13 protein-coding genes are annotated in these 18,250 nt (G+C 60.6%); 3 read left to right on the forward strand and 10 right to left on the reverse strand.

What is annotated here, in order from left to right:
• Positions 1–2: 2 nt before the first annotated feature.
• The 3 genes from WB650_RS04495 to WB650_RS04505 are packed head-to-tail and all read left to right on the forward strand — an operon-like array spanning position 3 to position 3,147.
• Positions 3–1,274, forward strand: coding sequence for an FAD-binding oxidoreductase (locus WB650_RS04495; RefSeq protein WP_422302342.1), 1,272 nt, complete (start codon positions 3–5; stop codon positions 1,272–1,274).
• On the forward strand, positions 1,274–2,551 hold the full coding sequence (locus WB650_RS04500) for a (Fe-S)-binding protein (RefSeq protein ID WP_422302344.1): 1,278 nt from the start codon (positions 1,274–1,276) through the stop codon (positions 2,549–2,551). Before WB650_RS04495 ends, WB650_RS04500 begins: the two co-directional genes overlap by 1 nt.
• The gene (locus tag WB650_RS04505) at positions 2,548–3,147 is read left to right on the forward strand and encodes a DsbA family protein (protein ID WP_422302346.1); all 600 of its coding nucleotides are present in this window, start codon (positions 2,548–2,550) and stop codon (positions 3,145–3,147) included. The genes WB650_RS04500 and WB650_RS04505 overlap by 4 nt, the downstream gene beginning before the upstream one ends.
• A gap of 3 nt (positions 3,148–3,150) precedes the next feature.
• Here the strand turns inward: WB650_RS04505 and WB650_RS04510 are convergent, their stop codons facing one another.
• The 10 genes from WB650_RS04510 to WB650_RS04555 form a co-directional block, all read right to left on the reverse strand.
• On the reverse strand, positions 3,151–3,759 hold the full coding sequence (locus WB650_RS04510) for a glutathione S-transferase family protein (protein ID WP_422302347.1): 609 nt from the start codon (positions 3,757–3,759) through the stop codon (positions 3,151–3,153).
• Positions 3,759–5,204 (reverse strand): glutamate synthase subunit beta, encoded by a 1,446-nt coding sequence (locus WB650_RS04515; protein ID WP_423959592.1) that lies wholly within the window; start codon positions 5,202–5,204, stop codon positions 3,759–3,761. Before WB650_RS04515 ends, WB650_RS04510 begins: the two co-directional genes overlap by 1 nt.
• A gap of 53 nt (positions 5,205–5,257) precedes the next feature.
• Complete coding sequence (gene gltB / locus WB650_RS04520) at positions 5,258–9,817, reverse strand: glutamate synthase large subunit (RefSeq protein ID WP_423959593.1); 4,560 nt, start codon at positions 9,815–9,817, stop codon at positions 5,258–5,260.
• Positions 9,814–10,377, reverse strand: coding sequence for an Lrp/AsnC family transcriptional regulator (locus WB650_RS04525; RefSeq protein ID WP_422304348.1), 564 nt, complete (start codon positions 10,375–10,377; stop codon positions 9,814–9,816). Before WB650_RS04525 ends, gltB begins: the two co-directional genes overlap by 4 nt.
• A 314-nt stretch (positions 10,378–10,691) precedes the next feature.
• The gene (locus WB650_RS04530) at positions 10,692–12,131 is read right to left on the reverse strand and encodes an ammonium transporter (RefSeq protein WP_422304349.1); all 1,440 of its coding nucleotides are present in this window, start codon (positions 12,129–12,131) and stop codon (positions 10,692–10,694) included.
• Positions 12,128–13,144 (reverse strand): serine/threonine protein kinase, encoded by a 1,017-nt coding sequence (locus WB650_RS04535; protein WP_423959595.1) that lies wholly within the window; start codon positions 13,142–13,144, stop codon positions 12,128–12,130. The genes WB650_RS04530 and WB650_RS04535 overlap by 4 nt, the downstream gene beginning before the upstream one ends.
• 83 nt (positions 13,145–13,227) lie before the next feature.
• Entirely contained in the window at positions 13,228–14,055 is an 828-nt protein-coding gene (locus WB650_RS04540) for a protein phosphatase 2C domain-containing protein (protein WP_422303516.1), read from the reverse strand.
• A gap of 125 nt (positions 14,056–14,180) precedes the next feature.
• Positions 14,181–15,836, reverse strand: coding sequence for an APC family permease (locus WB650_RS04545; RefSeq protein ID WP_423959597.1), 1,656 nt, complete (start codon positions 15,834–15,836; stop codon positions 14,181–14,183).
• Between the two features lie 210 nt (positions 15,837–16,046).
• The gene (locus tag WB650_RS04550) at positions 16,047–16,502 is read right to left on the reverse strand and encodes a hypothetical protein (RefSeq protein WP_422306196.1); all 456 of its coding nucleotides are present in this window, start codon (positions 16,500–16,502) and stop codon (positions 16,047–16,049) included.
• A 138-nt stretch (positions 16,503–16,640) separates the two neighbouring features.
• The gene (locus WB650_RS04555; RefSeq protein WP_423959599.1) at positions 16,641–18,140 is read right to left on the reverse strand and encodes an ammonium transporter; all 1,500 of its coding nucleotides are present in this window, start codon (positions 18,138–18,140) and stop codon (positions 16,641–16,643) included.
• Positions 18,141–18,250 lie beyond the last annotated feature (110 nt).

An 18,250-nucleotide genomic window follows, 5' to 3' on the forward strand; every position in this document is an offset into this window, starting at 1 on the left:
CCGTGGCTGCCATCACATCTTCAAACCTGGCGAACCGGCTCGAGTCGATCGTCGGCTCTGATCAGGTCCGCGCGCCAAGCTCTATCGAAGCCCGCGCCGCGGATACAATCGTCGAGCCCGCTTCGATTGAGGAAATTTGCGATCTCGTCCGCATGTGCGAAGCAGATCGTATAGCGCTCGCGCCCATCGGCGCGGCACGCTCGCTCGCGGGAATGCGGCGTACGCCGGTCGCGCTCGGTATCTCGATGAAACGACTGTCACGCGTCGTCGCGCACGAGCCACACGACATGACAGTTGTCGCGGAGTCGGGAATCACCATCGGCGCACTTAATACCTCGATGGCAGCTGCCCGCCAGCGGCTACCCGTCGATCCGTGCAACCCCGCGATCACAACTCTCGGATCGCTGGTTTGCGCCTCGCACTCCGGGCCTTTGCGGCTGTCCGAAGGCACCTCGCGCGATTTGCTCATCGGAGTTCGCTTCGTCGGTCATGGTGGCAAACTCGTTCACAGCGGCGGCCGCGTGGTCAAAAACGTCGCCGGTTATGATTTGATGAAACTGATGGGCGGCTCGTTCGGAACGCTGGGAATATTGACTGAGCTGACGTTCAAAGTACGTCCGGTACCTCCCGAGCACTGTCTCGCGCTGATTCCGTATGCGCGCGCGTCTGATGCTTTCGCCAGCGCCCGAATACTCAATGACGCATTGCCACTGAGTAATCTGGATATACTCAGTCCAGCTCTCGCAACGCGCTTCAATTCTACAAATCAATTTCTTCTTCTCGCCGGTTTCTCGGGAAGTCCGCTCGAAATAGGCTACCAGGCCGAGCGGATTCGCGATCTGCTCGGCACCCGCGGCGAAATTCTCGACAGCGACAGCGCTCTCAATTGGTACCAGCAACTGCGCGACTTGGATTTCTATTCGATTCCCTTGTCCGCACAAATCGCGGTCCCACCTGCGTTTCTCGCACGGGTGCTGGAGACTTGCGGCGATGAAACTGAATTTCGCGCCCACGCCGGCTCCGGCGTCGCGCAGATTATCCCGTTCGAAAAACTCGTGGCCGAAGGCGCGGCAAAAACGGTAGCACGATGGCGCGAAGCGGCGCATTCGGCGCGCGGGAATCTTCGACTGATCGCAGCCGCGCCTGACATTCGCGATTCGCTCGAATTTTTCCACACTCCCAACGACGGCGCGCTCGCGCTCATGCGGCGATTGAAGACGGCCTTCGATCCCGCGGGAATCTTCAATCCCGGATGCTTCGTCGGAGGCATCTGATGGCCGAACCTGGCGTCACATCGTCAAATCCGATTCGCGACGTTTGCGACTACGAGTTGCTGTTCGATTGCGTGCATTGCGGACTCTGCGCCGAAGCATGTCCGACTTACGTTGTAACACGATGCGAGATGGACTCGCCGCGCGGCAGAATCTATTTGATGAAGTCGCTCGCCGAAGGGCGCATCGATCTCGACGATGACGCCGCGCGTCATCTCGATTTGTGCCTCGGATGCCGCGGATGCGAGACCGCCTGTCCTTCCGGCGTTCATTACGGCCGCTTGATCGAAGGCGCGCGTTCATTCGTCGAGCGTAATCATCGCCGCGGCGTTCTCGATCGATTAAAGCGCCACGCAGTCAGCGCGATTTTTCCATATCCAAATCGGCTTCGCGCGCTGCTCGCCCCGCTGAAACTTGTCGATCATGTTGGTCTGCGGCCCGCTCTACGAGCCATCATGCCGCCCATCGCTCGCGATTGGCTCGATCTTCTTCCACCGCTTCAGGCGAACCTACGTCTGCTCGCCAAGGCACCAACTGCCACTTCGCGCGCGGACGCACCGGCGGTCGTCGTGCATCACGGATGCGTCGCGCAAGTGCTCGCTGATTCGGAAAACGTGAACAGCGAGCGTCTGCTCGCCGCCGCCGGCTATCGCATCGTCCAACTTGAATCGACCTCATGCTGCGGAGCCCTCGATCTGCATTCGGGCAATGCCGCGCGAGCTCGCGATTTCGCCCGTGCCAACGTTCGCGCGCTTAAGAAGTCGGGCGCTGACGCGATCGTGTCTGGCGCGTCGGGATGCTCGGTGGCAATCGCCGAGTACGGCGACCTTCTCAAAGACGAACCGGAATTCGCCGAAGATGCTCGCGCAGCTTCCTCGAAAGTCCGCGATCTGAGTTCGTTGCTACTCGACGCGCCCTTGAAGCCGAAGCGCGAATTCCGCTGCCGCATCACGTACCACGACGCTTGTCACCTCGCGCATGGACTCGGCGTCCGAGAAGCGCCGCGCAGATTGCTCGCTTCGATTCCCGGCGTGACTATCATTGAGATGCCGGAGTCCGATCTCTGCTGTGGCTCAGCCGGTTCTTACAATTTGACCGAGCCCACAATGGCGAGGGACCTCGCGTGCCGCAAAGCCGACAATATAGTCGCGACCGGCGCAGACTACGTCGTGCTGGCCAACCCCGGATGCGAGTTTCAGATCGCTGCCGAACTTCGCCATCGCCGCTCAAAAATCGAGGTCGTCCACCTGGCGGACTTTCTCGCGATGGCGTCTCAATGAAGCCTCACGAGATCAAGCTCTACTTCGCATACACGAGTCCGTACTCGTACCTCGCGATGCAACCCGCCTACGACCTCGAGGATTCTCACAACGTGCGCGTGCGCTTCATTCCTTATGGGGTGAACATTCGAAAAGTATATGGCCCACTCGATCGCGAGGATGCGGACCGGCGCAAGGTTCGCTACCTGTATATCGACGCTCGCCGAATCGCGAAGGAACGCGGACTCGTTATCTATCCGCCGAAAATGATTTTCAGCGCGCGCCTCGCGTTCTATGGCGGCCTCTATGCCGCGAAGAATCAACAGTTCCGAGCGTATTCAGATCGCGTGTTCGACCGATTCTGGAGACAGGAACTCGATGTCGAAAGTCGCGACGATATTTCAGCGATCGTTGCCGAAGTCGGTCTCGATCACGCCGAATTTCTTCGCTATGTCGACGCCGACGCGCGTGCCGATCTGGATGCATGCTTCGTCGAGGCCGACCGCGACAAGGTTTTCGGTATGCCGACTTTCATCGTGGACGGTGAACCGTTCTGGGGCGAGGACCGAATCGAATGGGTGATCAGCAAGCTCGACGCCATGGGCCTGCGCCGCTGATATTCAATTTTGGGTGATGGGAATGTGGCGAGCCTGCGATTTCACGCGCCCGAGCCACCAGCGAATCGCCGGATAGTCCGCGAGATCGAATCCGCCTTCATCGGCGACGTGCGTGTAGGCGTAGAGCGCGACATCGGCGACTGAGTAATGCTCGCCGACGAGCCATTCGCGCGACTTGAGATGTCCTTCCATCACGCCGAGCGCGTCATATCCACGCGGTCGCATCAGCGTCTCGAGAATCGCGCGGCGAGGATCCTGCACGTCGGGATGCATCATCAGGTACCGGACGCTCGCGATGTACGGCTCGTGACTGTACTGCTCGAAGAAGAGCCATTGAAAAACCTGGGTGCGTTGGAAGCGATCGGCAGGGAGAAACGGAGTTCCTTCGGCGAAGTACAAGATGATCGCGTTAGACTCGAACAGCAGTTTGCCGTCGTCCAATTCGACGGCGGGAATTCGACCGTTCGGAAATCTTTGTAGAAACTCAGGCGTGCGAGTCTCGCCTTTCGTGATGTTGAGTTCGATCCGCTCGAACGGAATCGCAAGCTGCGTCAGCAACAGGCGAACCTTGTAGCCGTTGCCCGACGGCAGGTAGTCGTACAGGCGAATCATCAGAGCTCGGGGCTCGACGGCAGGAATGTCTCTCCCATCAGGTACGCGTCGACCGCTCGCGCGGCCTCGCGCCCTTCCCATATCGCCCACACTACCAGCGATTGTCCGCGACGCGTGTCGCCCGCCGCAAAAACTCCCGGCACGCTCGACATGTAGTTCTCGCATTGCACGTTGCTGCGCGGGTCGAGCTTGAGGCCGAGCTCCGAGATGATGCCGTCGGGCTCGGGGCCCAGGAAGCCGAGCGCGAGCAGCACGAGGTCGCACTCGATCTCAAAATCTGTACCCGGAATTTGCTCCATCACCATGCGCCCGTTGTCATGCTTCCAGTTGAGCCGCACGCCGTGCAGTTTTTTCACCGTGCCATTCTCGCCGGAGAACTTGCTCGTGTTCACGCTCCAGTCGCGCTGCACGCCTTCCTCATGCGAGCTCGAGGTACGCATGATCATCGGCCAGTCGGGCCAGGGCATTTCGGCGGTGCGTTTTTCTGGCGGCATCGGCAGCAACTCGAACTGATGCACCACGATCGCGCCCTGCCGATTCGAGGTGCCGAGGCAGTCCGAACCCGTGTCGCCGCCGCCGAGAATCACTACGCGCTTTCCGTTTGCGGTGATCTCAGCTGAAGGATCGAGCGCGTCGCCGAAGTTGCGCTTGTTCTGTTGCGGCAGGAAATCCATCGCGAAATGGATTCCCTTCAGCTCCCGTCCCGGGATCGGCAGGTCGCGCGGCTTGGTCGCGCCCATCGTGAGCACGATCGCATCGTACTTCGAGCGCATCTCGTCGGCGTGGATGTCGATCCCGACGCGGCAGTTGGTTACGATCTCGAGGCCCTCGACTTTCATCTGCTCGACGCGCCGATTCACGATCCACTTTTCCAGCTTGAAGTCCGGGATGCCGTAAGTGAGCAATCCGCCCACACGATCCGAGCGCTCATAGAGCGTGACCGAATGTCCCGCGCGTGTTAGTTGCTGCGCGCACGCGAGTCCCGCCGGTCCCGAACCCACCACCGCGACGCGCTTTCCCGATTTGCGCGCGGGCGGCAGCGGCGCAATCCATTTTTCCGCCCACGCGTGATCGATGATGTTCTTTTCGATCAGTTTGATTGTGACCGGATCGTTGTTGATGTTGAGTACGCAGGCTTCTTCGCATGGTGCGGGACAGATTCTGCCGGTGAACTCGGGAAAGTTGTTGGTCGCGTGCAACCGGTCGATCGCCTCGCGCCATCTGCCACGATAAATGAGATCGTTCCAGTCGGGAATGATGTTCCCGAGCGGGCAACCCTTGTGGCAGAAGGGGATTCCGCAATCCATGCAGCGGGCGCCCTGAGCGCGCAGCTTGTCCTCGGGCATCTTGAGGTCGAATTCGCGCCAATCCTTCAGGCGTTCGCCGACCGGCCGCCGCGAAGGGGTCTCGCGATTGATCTCCATGAAGCCCGTGATCTTGCCCATCGAATCTCTCAGTTCCAGGTCAAATCTGATTAGTCAGTCGATTACTCACTCGGCTAAACCGCGGCCAGCCGCGCGAGATCGGAATCCATGTTGAGATGCTGCCGTTCGAGCACCATCCGATACTCAGTGGGTAAAACCTTTACAAACTTCTTCGTATAGTCATCCCATTTTGCGAGGATCTTCCGCGCGACCGCGCTCTCCGTGTATTGCCGGTGCCGCACAATCTGCGAGTGCAGTTGCTTCAGCTCGTCCTGATTGCTCACTGGCCCCAGCTCGACCATTCCGGGATTGCAGCGCGAGGCGAAAGAGCCGTCTTCGTCGAGCACATACGCGACGCCGCCGCTCATGCCCGCCGCGAAATTACGTCCGGTCTTGCCGAGAACCACGACCAGGCCGCGCGTCATGTACTCGCATCCGTGATCGCCGACGCCCTCGACGACCGCGTGTGCGCCGCTGTTGCGCACCGCGAAACGCTCGCCGGCCACGCCACGGAAGAACGCCTCGCCGCCAGTCGCGCCGTAAAGTGCGACGTTACCGATGATTATGTTCTCCTCGGCCTTGAAGGTCGCCTCGTTCGGCGGGCGCACCGACATGAATCCGCCCGACAGTCCCTTGCCGCAGTAGTCGTTCGCGTCGCCTTCGAGATACAGCGCGACTCCCGGCGCTAGCCACGCACCAAAACTCTGACCCGCGGATCCCTTCAGATGAATTTGAACCGTATACGGCGGCAGTCCTTCCGCGCCGAAGCGCCGCGACACTTCCGCCGACAGCATCGTGCCGACAGTGCGGTTCACGTTGCGAATCGGCAGATGAATTTCGACCGGCTTGCGATGCTCGAGTGCGTCCTTTGCGAGCGCGATGATCTGATTGTCGAGAGCCTTGTCCAGTCCGTGATCCTGCAGCTCGACACAATGTAGAGGCTCATCGGGACCGACATCCGGACGGCGAAGAATATTCGCGAGATCGACGTTGCGCGCTTTCCAATGCGCAATAGCCTCATTGGCGTCCAGGCATTCAACGTGGCCGACCATTTCCGCAACAGTGCGGAAACCCAACTGCGCCATGTATTCGCGCAGTTCGTCCGCGATGAACATCATGAAGTTCACGACGTGCTCCGGCTTGCCCGCGAACTTTTCGCGCAGCACCGGATCCTGTGTCGCGATCCCTACCGGACAAGTGTTGAGATGGCAGACGCGCATCATGATGCATCCCGAGGCGACGAGAGCCGCGCTCGCGAAACCGAATTCCTCGGCGCCGAGCAGAGCGGCCACTGCGACGTCGCGGCCAGTCTTGAGCTGTCCGTCAGTCTCAACGTTGATGCGTCCGCGCAGACCGTTCATCACCAGGGTTTGCTGCGTCTCCGCGAGCCCCAACTCCCACGGAATTCCCGCATGCTTGATCGATTGCAGCGGAGACGCTCCGGTGCCGCCGTCGTAACCACTGATCAGAACGACGTCAGCTTTGGCCTTTGCGACGCCGGCCGCGATGGTGCCGACGCCGACCTCGGCGACCAGTTTGACGCTGATACGCGCGCGATCGTTGGAGTTCTTTAGATCGTGGATCAACTGCGCGAGATCCTCGATCGAATAGATGTCGTGATGCGGCGGCTGAGAAATTAATCCCACGCCGGGAGTCGAGTAGCGTATCTTCGCGATGAAATCGTCTACCTTGTGACCGGGAAGCTGCCCGCCCTCCCCCGGCTTGGCTCCCTGAGCCATCTTGATTTGCAGTTCGTCGGCGTTGACGAGGTAATGACTGGTGACGCCGAAACGCGCCGACGCCACCTGCTTGATTGCGCTGCGGCGGAAATCGCCGTTGGCATCGCGCACGAAGCGCGCAGGATCCTCGCCGCCCTCGCCGGTGTTGCTCTTGCCGCCAATCCGGTTCATCGCGATCGCGAGATTCTCGTGCGCCTCCTTGCCGATCGAGCCGAACGACATCGCGCCCGTTTTGAAACGCTTGACGATTTCGGTGGCCGGCTCGACTTCCTCGAGCGGCACCTGCCGCCGGCTGGAGTTGAACTTGAGCAGCGATCGCAGCGTGGCGAGCGAGCGACTCTGCTCGTCGACCGCCTTGGTATATTCCTTGAACAGCCGGAAACTTCCCGATCGCACCGAATGCTGCAGCCTCGCGATTGTGTTCGGGTTGTACATGTGGAACTCGCCGGCGCGGCGCCACTGGTACTGGCCGCCAACATCGAGATTGCCGTCGAGGTTCGCCGCCACTTTGAACGCGTAGTTGTGGCGCGCAGCAGTCTCGCGCGCGATCGCGTCGAGCCCGATGCCGGCCACTCGCGACGGGGTCCACGAGAAGTACTTGTCGATCACGTCCTGGGCCAATCCGATCGCCTCGAAGATCTGCGCGCCGCGATAACTTTGCGTGGTCGAGATCCCCATCTTGGACGCCACTTTCGTGATGCTTTTGCCGACCGCCTTGACGAAGTTGTGAACCGCGGTGTCTTCGTCAATGTCCTTGAGTTGCCCGTCGCGAATCATCCCGGCCATCGTCGCGTACGCTAGATACGGGTTGACCGCGCCCGCGCCGTAGCCGACCAGCAGGCAGAAATGCATCGCCTCGCGCGGTTCGCCCGACTCGACGACAAGGCCCGCGCGAGTGCGCGTCCCTTCGCGAATCAGATGGTGATGCACGGCGCCGGTCGCGAGCAGCGCCGGAATTGCCGCATGCTCCGCGTTCACACCACGATCCGAAAGCACGATAATCGTGTAGCCGGATTCGATCGCGTCCGAGGCGCCATTGCACAGTGCGTCGAGCGCGGCGCGAAGCCCAGCCTCGCCATCGTCGACGCGGTACAGCGTCGGAAGCGTGATCGTGCGCAGCCCGTCGACGTCGAGCCGCTTGATCCTTTCGAGTTCTTCGTTGGTGAGAATCGGCTGCTTGAGTTGAAGCTGGCGGCAGTGACGCGCCGACTCCTCGAACAGATTGTCCTCGGCGCCAATCGTTGTTTCGGTCGACGTCACCAGTTCTTCGCGAATCGGATCGATCGGCGGATTCGTCACCTGCGCGAACAACTGTTTGAAGTAGTTGTAAAGCGGCTGCGGCTTGTTCGACAGTACGGCGAGCGGAGTGTCCGTGCCCATCGAGCCGACCGGCTCCTGCCCGTTGGTCGCCATCGGCGCGAGGATCATTTTGAGATCCTCGATGGTGTAGCCGAACGACTGCTGCTGCTTGAGCAGCTCGTCGTCCTCGAAATAGTCGACGGCCGGCGCGCCGCTCGCTTCGGGCAGCGATTCGAGGGTGATCAGGCTGCTGTCGAGCCACGCGCGATACGGCTGCCGCGCCGCCATCGACTGCTTAATCTCTTCGTCCTGCACGATTCGGCCGAGCGACGTGTCGATGAGAAACATTTTGCCGGGCTGGAGCCGCCCCTTGTGCGCGACGTTCTCCGGCGCGATGTCGAGCACGCCCGTCTCCGACGCCATCACGACCAGCCCGTCCTTGGTCACCGTGTAGCGCGAGGGGCGAAGGCCGTTGCGATCGAGCACCGCACCGATCCTGATGCCGTCGGTAAACGCGATCGACGCGGGCCCGTCCCACGGCTCCATCATGCACGAGTGAAAATGATAGAACGCGCGTTTGGCGTCGCTCATCTGCGGGTCGTTCTGCCACGCTTCCGGGATCATCATCATCACCGCATGCGGCAGCGAACGACCCGTGCGAATCAGCAGTTCGAGACAGTTATCGAAAGTCGCGGAGTCGCTGCCATTGGGCTCGACGATCGGCAGCAGCTTCTTGATGTCATCGCCGAACAGCGGCGATGAAAAAAGTTTCTCGCGCGCAACCATCCAGTTGATGTTGCCGCGCAGCGTGTTGATCTCGCCGTTGTGCGACATAAAGCGGTACGGATGCGCGCGGTCCCAGCTTGGAAACGTGTTGGTCGAGAAGCGCTGATGCACCATCGCGAGCGCGGTCTTGACCGCGGGGTTGCGCAGGTCGGGAAAGAACAGCGGAATCTGCGTCGAGATCAACTGCCCCTTGTAAACCACGGTCAGCGCCGAGAGACTGCAGAAATAAAATAGCTCAGGATCGAACAGCCCGAGGTTTTCCGCTTCAGTCGTCGCGCGCTTGCGAATGACGTAGAGCTTGCGCTCGAGCGCCTCGGCGCCATTCACATCGGGACCGCGCGCGATGAAGACCTGGCGGATCGCCGGCATTCCGCGCCGCGCGATTTCACCGCACTCGGACTCGACCACCGGCACGTCGCGCCATCCGAGCAGTTGCTGCCCTTCCTCGTTGACGATTCGCTCGAATGCGTCCTCGCACTCTCTGCGCTTGACCGCGTCGAGCGGCAGGAACACCTGGCCGACGCCGTACTCGCCGGGTGCGGGCAGTTTGAAACCGAGCCGCGCAGCTTCGCTCGCGAAAAACTCGTGCGGGATCTGCATCAGGATTCCAGCACCATCGCCCGTGCGCGGATCGCATCCGCATGCGCCGCGATGCGTCAGGTTGTCGAGTACCTGCAAGCCTTTGACGACGATGTCGTGCGAGCGCTCGCCCTTGATGTTGACGACGAAGCCAACGCCGCACGCGTCGTGCTCGTGAGCGGGATCGTAGAGGCCCTGCTTTTTCGGAATGCTTCGATAATTATGCATCATGACACCCGCCTTGAGTCCGGGGGCGCAGATTTCGCGGAAGCGTGACGATGCCGTCTGCCGTTGGACGGCTCACTCGCGTCGCCATTGAGGTGGGGCGAAATCAAACCGCGCTCGGTATGGGTCGACAGCACCACCATCGTCTCCGTCCGCGCCACTCCCTCGATCGAGCGGATCGTGCTGATGAGCCGCTCGAGCGACGAAGTGTTCTCGGTTTTAACTTTCATCATGAGCGTGTGCTGACCGGTGACGTGATGGCATTCGAGGACGTCGTCCAGCAGCGCGACGGATTCCTCGAACAGCGAAATAGTTTTCGGATGCGCGATCGACACGCCGATGAACGCGGTGACGTCCTTGCCAAGCCGCGTCGCATCGACGGTGGCGTGATAGCCGATGATGACGCCGCTGTCCTCGAGTTTCTTGACGCGCTCATTTACAGAAGGCGCCGAGAGTCCTACTTGCTCTCCGAGTTTGACGAGCGGAATCCTGCCGTGTTCCTGCAGCAGGCTGATAATCTGCAGGTCAATAGCATCGAGTTCGGGGGAATCTCCGCCGAATTTCATAAGGTTATCCTCGTCGTGAGTCGATGAAGATAGAAGGAAACCGAATTTGTGTCAAGCGTTTGTAAGGTACAACTTAAATAAAACAATTGTTTATTAAGTACGCGGTCGCCCCGCCGATGAAACATAGGGCAACAATGCCAAATGCCTACGCTCATGGTGAGCTTTTAGGCATGCGGGACGGCTTGCTGAGGCTCGTCACACCTGATGGCTAGGCGCGATCGACGACCTGCTACTCGTCCCTGAAGTTCTCGGCGCGCGCTTCTCTACGAACGCGTTCCGCCCCTCGAGATAGTCCTTCGACGCTCGTGTGTGAACTACGAATGCGGGTAGGCGTCGCTTCCCATCTCTAGCGCGTCGAGGCCCGACCATTCCACTTCGACCAGCACGCGGTTGCCGATCGTGCGTTCGACGATCTTGAAGAACAGCATTGCGAGTCCGAACACGAGAACGATGTTGACCGTGACGCCGATCAGCTGCGCGAAGAATTGGCCGACATCGCCGTAGAGCAAGCCGGTCACTGGGCCTGCGACACCGTTCCATCCGTCGCCGTAGGTACCGTCGGCAAACAGGCCGAGCGCGAGCGCGCCCCATATTCCGCACGCGCCATGGACCGCGATTGCGCCGACCGGATCGTCGATTCGATAGCGGCGCTCGAGCTCCAGCACGGCCCACACGACCAGCAGTCCCGCCACTGTGCCGATCAACACGGCTGCGGCGGGCGTAACGAATGCGCATGGCGCTGTGATTGCGACGAGTCCGCCCAGCATGCCGTTGCAGGCCATCGCGATGTCGGGTTTGTTGTATCGATGCCACAGGTAGAGTAGCGACGAGAGCGCGCCGGCCGCTGAAGCGAGCATCGTGTTCACTCCAATGATCGCGATGCGCGGATCCGATGCGGCTAGCGTCGAGCCGCAGTTGAAGCCGAACCATCCGAACGCGAGAATCAACGTTCCGCTAACGGCCATCGGCAAATTGTGTCCCGGCAGCGCGCCGATTGCGCCGTCGCGACGGAACTTTCCGATGCGCGGGCCGACCATGTAAGCGCCGGCGAGCGCAGTTATTCCGCCTGTCATGTGCACGACCGACGACCCGGCGAAATCGAGATGACCGTGACCGAGGCCCAGGTTAACGCCGAGCTGCGAGAGCCATCCGCCGCCCCAGACCCAGTTGCCGTACAACGGGTAGAGAAACATCGACATGAAAATCCCGTAGATGAAGAATGCTTTGAACCTCCATCGCTCCGCCATCGCGCCGGTCGGAATGGTGGCGGCGGTGTCCATGAAAACCAGCGAGAACAGAAACATGCCGAGGCTGGCGGGATCGCGGCTGACGTTGAGCAGCGCGAACTTGCTGAAGCCGAGGATGCCGTACGAATGCGCGCCGATCGTGATCGAAATTTCGTGATGACCGATCGCGGCCATGCCGAGCGAAGGAAAATGCGCGACGCCGCCCATCATGAAGCCGTAGCCGGTGAGCCAGAAACCGAGGATGCCGATCGGATAGATGATCAGGTTCATCGCCATGGTGTTGACCGCGTTTTTCGAGCGCGTAAAACCCGTCTCGACCATCGCGAATCCGAGCTGCATGAACATCACGAGGAAACCAGCGATCAGCAGCCACGCGAGGTTCAGCGAATTTTCCAGCGGCGGCGTTGATGCGGCGGTCTGCGCGCGCGCGATCAAGGGAAATGCAAAAAGCGCCAGCGCAATGAAAACCGCGGCGACCAATCCGGGTTGCGATCGTCTCGGCTTCATCTCGTCTGCCCTCGATATGACCGGCGCGGAGGAGTTTTCGCCGCCGGGTAACGGTTTGCGAGCCAAATCAAAACCAGGAAGGCTCCGATGAGCGACACGAAAAACGCAACGTAGCCAAGCCGGCGGCGCATATTCTGCATCGCGAGGCTACGCGGATGGAGCCGCGCCGCCCGATTCTGCGGCACGACGCGCGACGGATCGCGCATGTCCTCGAGCATCGCGCTCGCAGTTGCGTAGCGGTCGCGCGGATTGCGCTCGATCGCATGAAGCACGATTTCCTCGAGCCTGGGATCGAGATCCGGCTTGAATGCGGTCGGGGGCTGCGGATCTTCCGCGATCTTCGCGCGCATCACGTTGTAAACGTTGGGGCCCGAGTACGGCAGGTGGCCGGTCAGCATTTCGTAGAGAATCGTGCCCAGCGAATAGATGTCGGTGCGGACATCGCCGCGCCGGCCGCTGACCTGTTCGGGCGCCATGTAGTCGGGAGTGCCGATGGTCGACGACAGCCCCGACCAGGTCAGGCGCCGCGCGGATTCGTCGAGTGCGATTCCGAAATCCATGATCTTGGTCTGGCCTTCAGCCGTGACCAGGATGTTTTCCGGCTTCAAATCCCGATGGACCACACCTTGGCTGTGCATGTACACGAGTGTTTCCGCCAGCTGCCGCGCGAGACCGAGCGCCTTCTCCACCGGCATCCCGTCGGTTCCTCGCATTATCCCGCGCAGCGACTCGCCCTCGATGTACTCCATCGCGATGTACATGCGGCTCTTTTTTTTGGGCGTGAGAACCTTGACGATGCCGGGATGGTTGAGGCGGCGCCCGACTTCTTCCTCGCGCTGAAAGCGGCCGTAGAAAACCACGTCGCTCTCGAACTGCATGTAGGGAACTTTGATCGCGACGGTGTTGCCGTCGATTTGATCGATAGCTTTGAAGATCGACGCCATCCCGCTGCGCGCGATCACCTCGATCAACTTGTACTGATCGAGGTTTTCACCGACGCTGACCTCGCGCATTTTCTGGACCGTCTCGGGGAAGGGTCAGCGGACGTTAACATCCGGCGCTCCGGCAATGGAAGGGGCGCCGCCGGCTGAATGAGTCATCGTCGGAACAATTTGCTCAAGCGATCGCGCCATCCACCCGTCGCCAGTGTGTGCCCTGTGTGCGAGGTCATCCTGAAGACTGCGCAGGTCAGGTTGTCAGCGGTGCCGCGCTCGTTGGCAGTATCGATCAGAGTGCGGCACGCCGTTTCGGCGTCGACGTCGCGCGAGAGCGATTCGAGTTCCTTGTCTTCGAGCGTGTTGTAGAGTCCGTCGCTGCATAAAATCAGGCGGTCGCGCTCCATCAGCGGCAGCGTGATTCGATCGATCGAAGCTATCAACTCGCGCCCGAGGCTGCGCAGAAGCATCCCGCGCTCAGGATGAGTCTTGGCGCGGGCGGATGTCATCAGTCCCATCCTGACCTTGTCGGCGACCATCGTGTGATCCTTGGTGACGACCGATATTTGGCTGTGGCGAATCAGATGCAGCCGGCAATCTCCGATATGCACCGCCGACAGGATGCCTTTCTCGACTGCGACCGCGGTCATGGTGGTCGCCATGCGCGACAACTCCGGAACGGTCAGCGCCTTGTCATGAATCCCGATGTTGGCGCGTGTGATCGCGCGATAGAGGCGCTTGGCCGCGCCCCACGCCGGCGGACTTTCGCGGTAAGCTTCGAGCAGGATATCGACCGCCATCCGGCTGGCGATTTCGCCGCCTTCGTAGCCGCCTACTCCGTCGGCAACCGCGAACACCACACTGTCAGGACTCTCGATGAAATGGCCGCACGAGTCTTCATTGTCAGGGCGCGTCGTTCCGACATCGGACAACAGCGCCAGCTCGAAAGCCTGCTCCACGGAAGGAGGAGCGGAGGGCAACGAATCCATTTGCAGTGAACTACTCGCCTGACAAAACTCTCAAAAAAGCAAAGTTGATGGAACGGCCAAGGGGCGAGCCGCGATCGCTCGCGGCTCGCCCCAGGGATTTATTCGCCAGACCAGCTTGTTCGGGATCAGGCCGGCTTGGTTACGAGAATCGTCTCTTTGCCCTTCTTCTTCGAATTACGGACGAAGTAAATTGCGCCGTAGACTCCCCAAATCACCGAGATTCCGACCGCCATCAGCGGTTCCTTCACGCTGCCGAGTCCTTCGATAGGTCCGATAATGTAGAATGCCATGCATGCGAAGTTCGCGACCGCACCGAAGATCGGTATCACCATGTGCTTCAAGCCGCTGAACTCGTGATGCTCGCGGAAGGCTACGATGGCGACGATATTGGTCAGTCCGTACAGCGCGAAAGTGCCGAAGTTTGAGACCAGTGTCACTAGCGCAAGGCCGTTGGGCAGCGCCGAGAGCGACGCGTTGGAACTCATCCCGACGGCGTACCACAAGTTATGCGGCAGCGTGGCGATAGTCTTGTCATCCGGGGCCGCGGAGCCGGCGAAAAAGTACAGCGCAGCGTACGCGCCGAGAACCGCCGAAATCGTGGCGAGCGTCCAGATCGCACGATGGGGAGTAAGGTTCTCGCCGTGAAGTAGGCCGAAATGCTCGGGCACTTCCGAGTCGCGACCCATCGCGTAAGTCACGCGCGCCCCCGTGTTGATGCATGACAGCGTCGTGCCGATCAGCGCGAGGAAGACCGTCAGGGCTTCCAGCAGCATGAAAGCCTGACCGTGGCCGCCCAAGAGTGCATTACCCAGAATCACCAGCATGTCGCCGATCGGTGCGGCCGAGCCTTTCGCATCTGCAAGACTGTACGCGCTGTTGAGGAAATAGTTGGCGGCGAAGTATTCGATCAGGTAGCAAAACAAGCACTGGATAGTGAGTGACAGGATCACCGCGCGGGGGATATCCTTTTTGGGGTTGAGCGCCTCTTCCCCGAGCGAGGTGACGGATTCGAAACCAACGAGCAGCAAGATTGCTATCGTTGCCTGAAGCATCATCCAGTTGAAGTTGTGCGGAAGTATTACTGACCATCCAGAAGGATGAGCGGGCGCATCGCCAGTCAACGAGTAGTGCAACACCTTCGAGGTGCCGTCCAGGGCCAGGCCCGTCGAGCCGTCAGGATGTCCCAAGCGGTATGCGATCGCCAATGCCGCAAAGAACAGGAGCGCGACGATTTGGATCGCATTGATTGCGATGTTGACGTTGGTCGATCCGTTCACGCCCTGAAACGCGATCCATGCGACCGCGAATGAGAAGATGATCGCTATTAGCGCCATGAAAACCGGGCCGGGTACACCCGCGTTCATCGTCGAGGGCGCGATGCTGCCCACGATGTAGCCGATCATTACCCCCATGGTCGCGACCATCACGCCTGGATAGACCCAGTAGTAAAGGTGCGACGCCCACCCGATTGTGAATTTCGCGATGCGCGCAAACTTATACGCTTGCGTTTTGCCGAGGAACGCCTGCTCAGCAAAGAGATACGAACTGCCCGCACCTGGATAGAGTTTGGCCAGTTCCGAGTACGAGATCGCGGTCGCATACGCGAGCATCAGGGCGGCGAAGATGCCGGCCCACATCGCCAAGCCCGACGGATACGCGTAGCCTGCCTGGACTACAAACGTAATCCAGAGAAAGGCTCCCGGCGCAATCAGCGCCATCGCGTTGACCGTGACTCCGGTCAAGCCGAGGGTCGGCACCATCTTTTTCTGTTCTTCAGCCATCTTGCCTCCTTACGATTAGCGGCGGAGGTGGTTGTCCGCCGTGCGCGCGTGGCTCCCGTTACGGGCGAGAGCATGGAGGCTCAAAGCACGAAAAGTGCCATTTCAAAAATCAATGTTTACCGATGAAAAATGCAATGCCATGCTCAGCAGAGCGGCACTCGCCTATTTAGCGGTCATCAATGCTCGCTCAAATGTCGTCCTTGGACGCCTTCAATTGCCGAGCGACTCGAACTGCCAATTCGCTAGCCGGAAAACTAGGCCAATCGATTTAAGTTTCATCCCGACGGACCCGGCGGATGCCGCTGTGACCTCCGCTCGCGTAACCGTGCCCGCGACGATCGGATCGCCGGTAGTCGGGTCGAGCACGCGCAGTACGATTTCATCGGTGTCCGGCAGCGCGGCGAACAGGCGCGAGATCGCCGCGTCTACGTCCTCGAGGCATTGCTGCACGAACTTCTGCGCGGTGCGCTCCGGCGGCAGGCCTTGATCCCAGGGGTGAATCTCCCGCGCCTGCCATTCCACTTCGAGCCGATTGCGCATGCTCTTGAGCGAGAGTCCGTCGTTGCGAACACCGGCCCGCCGATTCACCTCGAGCGCGCCGATCACTCTGCGCCGAAGCCGCTGCTGCGCCAGGTACGTTGCGAATCTTTTCGCTGCCCTTATCACTGTCCGGTCCCATCTTCGTAAACTCGGGCCGGCCCCCGAGTCGGTGGCTGATTCCGACTGAGGCCGGCCCGTCTGTTCCGTGCGCAAGGATGACTCCCGTAAAGTCTCCGTGCTGCGGGTCCCACATCGCGCAGGTTCCTATGCCACCTTCTTTTGTTTTGAAGGTCGGGCCAGGGTGCGCCTGCCGACCGGTACGTCGTCGATCGTCTTCGGGCATCCGTCGTCGCCGGTGACCACGTATTCCGGGTAGGCCGGGAAACCGTGCTCGTGCAGATCGAGTCCTTCGATTTCTCCTTCGGTCGGGATGCGCAGTCGGAAGCCGTACTTGATCGCGTACATCAGCGCCATCGAGGTCACGAAGGTCGCGATCGTGATCGAGAAGCTGCCAATCATTTGCGCTTTCAGAACGCCAAAGCCGCCGCCATAGAAGAGGCCGGTGACTACGCTGCTGGTGTCGGCTCCGGTCGCAGTCGGCGCTCCGTACTTGCCGGCGGCGAAGAGTCCCAGCGAGAGCGTGCCCCAGATTCCCGCGATCATATGCACCGGCACTGCGCCGATCGGATCGTCGATGCGCAGGTATTCGAGCAGGTCGATCCCCCAGACCACCACGATGCCGGCGCCGATTCCGAGCAGGAACGCGCCTTCGGGATCGACCCAGTAGCAGGGACAAGTGATAGCGACCAATCCGGCCAGGAATCCGTTAACCGTCAGCGCGAGATCCCATTTGCCTGCTTTGTAATACGAGTAGAAGAGCGAGGTCAGTCCGGCAGAGCATGCGGCGATGGTCGTATTGAACGAGACCCGGCCGATGCCTTGCGCATCCATCGCGGACAGCGTGCTGCCCGGGTTGAATCCGTACCATCCGAACCACAGGATCAGTCCGCCGGTCGCGCCGATGATCAAATCATGCGGCTTCATCGGTGCGCCGCCGTCGCGCTTGAATACGCGGCCGAGACGAGGTCCGAGTGCGATCGCGCCTGCGAGCGAGATCGTTCCGCCGATCGTGTGCACGACCGTCGATCCAGCGAAGTCGTGGAAGTTGACCGGGTTGAGATTCGCGAGCCATCCGTCCGGGCCCCATGCCCAGTGACCGATGATTGGGTAGATAAAGCCGGTCACGCCGACGCTGTAGAGCAGGTCGCCGATAAAGTCGCAGCGGCCGATCATTGCGCCCGAAGTTACCGTCGAGCAGGTGTCCGCGAACGCATACTGGAAGACCCAATACGCGAGCAGCGGAACGCCGGTGGTGCCGTAAGTCGCGGTGAGTCCGTGCAGCATGAAGCCGGTGGTGCCGATCCACGGCGTTCCCGGACAGAACATGAACGCGAAGCCCCATAGCCAGAAGGTGATACCGCAGATGCAGGTGTCGGCGATTCCTTCAACCAGGATGTTTACCGTCTCGCGCGATCGGGCGAATCCCGACTCGAGCATGACGAAGCCGACCTGCATACAGAAAACCAGGTATGCTGCGACCAGCGTCCATACGGTGTTGATCGCGTTGACGTTCGGCGGCGGCAACGCTGGCGCAGTGTCCGCGTACGCCGCCGCGGGCAGGTACCATTTCGAAATCAGCAAGAGTACGAGTCCGAGCCCGATCATCTTGCCGGCCATCAGGTAACCCGCGTTGCGGCGTACCATCGGGTCTCGCCAGCTTTCGCGGATTCTCTCCCAAATCCCTGTTCCTCCTGAGTACATCGATCGTTTCCCTCCGAAAGTTTTTTTGACGTTGGCCCGCGCCGCCGCGCAGC

Source organism: Binatus sp. (SeqCode), from assembly GCF_049584895.1.
Lineage (GTDB): Bacteria > Desulfobacterota > Binatia > Binatales > Binataceae > Binatus.